This window comes from Pseudothioclava nitratireducens (genome assembly GCF_029210495.1).
GTDB classification, from domain to species: Bacteria; Pseudomonadota; Alphaproteobacteria; order Rhodobacterales; family Rhodobacteraceae; genus Pseudothioclava; species Pseudothioclava nitratireducens.
In genome coordinates, this window is record NZ_JARGDK010000022.1 from 1 (window position 1) to 5,068 (window position 5,068).

The 5,068-nt window shown below is 58.1% G+C and carries 2 protein-coding genes; both read right to left on the minus strand.

Annotation, left to right across the window (positions count from 1 at the left end):
• Window positions 1-118 precede the first annotated feature (118 nt).
• Window positions 119-928, minus strand: a complete 810-nt coding sequence (gene cysE, locus P0X85_RS14835) for a serine O-acetyltransferase (protein ID WP_275815079.1) — start codon at window positions 926-928, stop codon at window positions 119-121.
• 122 nt (window positions 929-1,050) lie between these two features.
• Complete coding sequence (locus P0X85_RS14840; protein WP_420851848.1) at window positions 1,051-4,983, minus strand: baseplate multidomain protein megatron; 3,933 nt, start codon at window positions 4,981-4,983, stop codon at window positions 1,051-1,053.
• Window positions 4,984-5,068: the final 85 nt, after the last annotated feature.

Consider the following 5,068-nt stretch of genomic DNA (forward strand, 5'->3'; position numbering starts at 1 on the left):
ACCATACACCTCGATGGCCACCTGAGATTACACCGAAGACGGCGCTGAATTTACACCACGTCCGTGGACGCTACCGGGACGCTCAGCGCGCCCCGGCCTTTTTCTAATGTAATCCTACCTAGCAGCCGTTCTTCAGGATCTGATCCATCTCGGATGCGGGTTGATCGCAACCGGCATCACCTACGATTCTTGCCGGCACTCCCGCCACAGTCTTGCAGCAGGGCACATCGGCAAGAACAACAGAACCGGCCGCTATACGGCTATTCTCACCGACGCGAATATTACCAAGCACTTTGGCACCAGCGCCAATGAGAACACCGTTTCCAATCTTCGGATGCCGGTCTTCCTCTTCCTTGCCAGTCCCGCCAAGCGTCACGGAGTGCAGCATCGAAACATTGTCACCGACAACAGCCGTTTCACCGATCACGATCGAATGGGCATGATCAATCATCACACCACGCCCGATCCGAGCAGCAGGATGGATATCAACGCCGAACATTTCAGAGGTGCGCATCTGAACGAAATAAGCCATGTCCCGTCGCCCCTGCCCCCAAAGCCAATGGGCAATCCGATAGGATTGCAGCGCCTGAAACCCTTTGAAGAAAAGGATGGGCTGCAAGAAGCGATGGCATGCCGGATCACGATCATAGACCGCAACAAGATCGGCACGCGCAGCGGCCCCAATGTCCGGCTCCGAACTGTAAGCCTCATCCGCAATCTCGCGCAGCAGCTGCTCGCTCATTTCACCCGAAGCAAGTTTCAGAGAAAAACGATAGGCAAGCGCTCGCTCCAAAGACGGGTGGTGCAACAAACCGGCATGGATCAGCGCACCCAGCAAGGGTTCATCGCGAACCGCACCGCGGGCCTCATCGCAAATGCGCGACCAGACAGGATCAATCGCGGATACTTTCGCTTTGATATGGGCCATTTGCGCCTCCCCTTGCTTCTTGCAGACTAACACATAGGCCTTGGCGGGAATAGTGGAAGGGAAAGTCACAGAAAAGACCCTAATCAGGACTTTCTTACTTGGTCCCAGCTGTTCCCTGACACTCAGACCTTGACCTCAAGCGATGCAAACAGGCCGGGGCCATAAACGTCGGAAAGTTGCGCTATGGCGATTTCAAAATGGGAACCTGTCAAGTCGACCTGGCGCAATTCCGCCGGGTAGGTCCATTCGTTCGTTTCCGTATACGTTTCCCGACGCACGGCACCATTTTCTATTATGCGCACCAGGTAGCCTTCGCGTGCTTCTCCAAGCGGCACATCGACACCTTCCCAGCTATCGCCTCCGATGCGTGTCCTGCGCAACCATGAAACCCGAATGTCCGCCCCCAACATCGCTGATTTCAAATGGCACGGGCTTAGCGGGCGCAATCCTATACCGTTAAAGGCCTGAATCGTATGTACATAACTGGGATCGTCATAACTGCGTAATGCTGACCCGATCCGGAAATGCCGGGCAAGCCCTCGCGCTTCCGGTGCGTAGCCGATTTGATCCGGCGTCCCGTCGAGCAAGACGACAACGCTCCCAACAGGCCAATAGTCAGGCATGAGACCATTTGATCCCAACTGCCCACGCAACCGCATACCGATATCCCAAACGCCGGGTTCTACCGGCGTCGCGCTCATAAATTGCAGCAGTTCCCATCGATCAGAGCTACCATCCCCAATCGCCATCAAGTTCGCCCCTGTCAGCAAACGCTGCACGGAAACGGTCTCCAGTTCTCCGGCGATCAGGCGAACTCGCAACGAGGGACCCCGGTCAAACACCCCGGTTTGAGCCGCGGGTAACGGCGTCAACGTCATACCGATCACCGATGCTCCTTCCACAAGGCTATTCAGTGCATAACCTGCGTCTTCTACGGCAGAATAGACACTGACCGCCCCCGACCAGGGCGAGGCCGCAATTGCCAAATGCGGGGCATAGGGATCCTCTTGACCCGACATCAATGGCAGATCGAGAAAAACCGGCGTTACAGTTACGGGAGCCGAAAACGGCGCGATGCTCACCTGGTCGTCATTTTCTTCCGAAGCTTGGTAGAGGCCGGGTTCTACCCGAACCGCCTCCATCATAAGCAATCCCGATTGCTCGACGCGGTCGACACGATAGCGCCGCTCCCCTTCTTCCGTTTTAATATCAAGCACATCGCCAGCGCCAAGATATCCAAGCGACGGTGGCAGCGCAAAACGTGCACTGTCTCGCGCCACGCGCGCTTCGCTCAACCAGCGCTCTACGATGCGTTGGGCCTCAGGACGGGTAAGAGCCAATGCCACTTCCGATGCGGCCGCAACCTCGCCCGGATCGTCAGGAAACACCGCTTCGACGGCGCGCGTTTCAAACGCTCCATCCGTCTCAATATACGACAAGCGCACACGTCCCGCGATCTCCGCCTGCGGGCTTCGCGAAGTTTCGAAGACGGCCCCTTCCTCGGAGAGGCCCAGTATCTCGGGCGTCACCGATGCAGCAGCGCGCCCATCTCGCATCCGGAATATAACTGCACCGTCCCTCTCCACAGCGTCGAACCCGTATCCAAGCATCAACGACTGCAATGCCCCACGTGCCGACAGTCCCCCTTCGAGCGCATATCCGCGCACGACGCCGTAGAGCCCGGATACATCGACATCAACTAGGCCCGCACGCTCACAGATTTCAGCAACGACGTTTGCAAGCGGTTGCGAAACTGCACGACCGGAGATCCAATGCCCGCGAGCATAGTTAGCACCGTCACTCCACAGATCAGAAAGCGCAGGGAACTGAGGATAGGGGCGCGCATCCCATGCCCAAACATGAGCCTTAGACATGTCAATCATTGGGGCGCCGTAGATTTCGGAGACGGGATTGTTCTCGGACGCGTTCCAATAGTCTATGATGGCGCGCAGATACTGCATCTGAATCAGCTCGTCACGCCGCCCATCCGAGTAACGCGGCAAGCTCGACTCGGAACTCTTGGGATCGAGGAATTTGTTTGGCTCGTTCGAGCCCTTGTCGATCGCCGCGCATCCAAACTCTGTGAACCATATTGGCTTGGATTGCGGCTCCCATGCGGTTGGCTGTTCAAGGCGCACTCCACCAACCCGGTCGTGATGTGCATTCGCCCACCAGTTCCGAATGTCTTTGTAGCGCCACAGCCAGTCCTCACCATAGGCACCATCACGGATCAGTGTTCGGTTCTGCGTATCCCTATGCGCCTCCCCAGCATAGAACCAGTCATAGCCTTCCCCCCCCTCAATATTGGCCTTGAGGTACTCTAGGTTGTAGATTGATCCCCACTCGGCATCCGCATGCGCTTCGCCCTCTCGCCAATCGGAGAGCGGCATATAGTTGTCGATACCGACGAAATCGATATTGGGATCGGCCCAAAGCGGATCGAGGTGGAAGTAGCGGTCCCCTTCTGGCGTGTCATACCCGAAATATTCCGACCAATCGGCAGCATAGCCAATCTTGCACTCAGCCCCGAGAATTCCACGTACATCAGCCGCCAGAACGCGCATCTGCTGAACAGCGGGAAAGCTATTTCCAGGACCACGAATTTGCGTGAGCCCTCGCATCTCAGAGCCGATGCAGAATGCGTCAACACCGCCGGCCAAAGCGCACAGATGCGCATAGTGCAGGATGAAACGGCGCAAACTCCATTCGTCAGGCCCAGTATATGTTACTCGACCAGCCCCAACCTGAAAATCCTGAGCCTGCGCGGCCCCGAAGAATCGCGTCACCTGCTCTTCTGCGGCAATACGCCCATCCGGGCTCCCATCACGCCCGGGCGCGATTGACAGGGTAATTCGGCCCCTCCAAGGTAAAACCGGCTGGTTCGCGCTTCCCGTCCAAGGGTCAGTTCTCGAATTCCCCTCGAGTTGCTCCATCAGAATGAACGGATAAAAGCTGATCGCCTTGCCTCGTTCTTGGGCTGCCCGGATCGCCTCAACGACAGATACATCTGCCGGCGTGCCACCATAAACGGGCTTGCCATCCAGGCGCGGCACCTCCGACGCATTACTTCGGGCGAGACCCGAAACCTGCCAAGGCATATTGATGCCATCCACAGTCTTGTCCGTGACTTTTGGTCGGATATCACATTGTCCACAGCGCAGGTCGTTTCCGAACCAAGACACAACCAGCGACATTGCCTCGCAAGCGGGCAACTCAGCATCCAAAGACTCGAGAGCGCGCGCGAAATCGGTCAGGTTGCCTGGCGCGTTCAGGTTTACGATACCGGTCTCACCAGCCAAACCGGCAGCCGCAAGACCTGTGAGCGCCGATGAAGACGCCAGCGATGCAGTGCTCCCGATCCGGCCAATCTGAACAGGCGTGGTTGCCAGCGCATATTCTCCGGTTCCGGGGATCGTCGCGACGGCACGCACCCCCGTCACCAGATCAGGCGGCATTTTCTCGACCATCTGACCCTGAGCGGGGCGAACAACTTCGAACGAAAACTGTGGCACCCGGTTCCCAAAAGGCGCTAGCTGCAAGTCTTCGAACACCACATACGCGATGCCGCGATAGGCCGGCGCAAGCTCCGCCCCCTCAATTGCGGCGATCTTGGGATCGGGAAGCTGGTCATCGCCTCCCGTGTAGACACGCATCGTCACCGTCGAAAGATCAAGCTCGATACCGTCAGCCCAAACACGCCCCACCCGCAGGATATTTCCTTCGCAAAGCGCAAGCGCTAGGTTCACGGAATAGCTATAGCTCGTAGTGGTTGGACGCGGCGCGCCCTTGCCTCCACGCTGACGCTGGCGCGTCTCAAGAAAACGCGAGGCCCAAATGACCTGCCCCGAGACCCGCATCCGTCCCCAGATGCTCTGAACGGCAGCGCCTTCACTCGCACTGGTCAGCCGAAAGCGATCCACTCGCCCCGTTTCGACGGAACCCGACCCCGCCCCCAGCAAGCGCTGATCGATCGCACGGCCCAAGGTAGCCCCGACCGCACGTCCGATCACCGCGCCCGAAAGCCCCAGAACTGTGCCGCCAAAGCCGCCACCGATTGCGGCTCCCGCCGGTAGCGTCCGTCAAGGTGGTGTAATTTCCCAGATGGCCTGAGGTCATGATCAGGCGGCTTTCGTGGTTATG

Excerpts from the sequence above, each read along its gene's own strand:
- cysE (WP_275815079.1), bottom strand. The coding sequence starts at position 928 with ATGGCCCATATCAAAGCGAAAGTATCCGCGATTGATCCTGTCTGGTCG.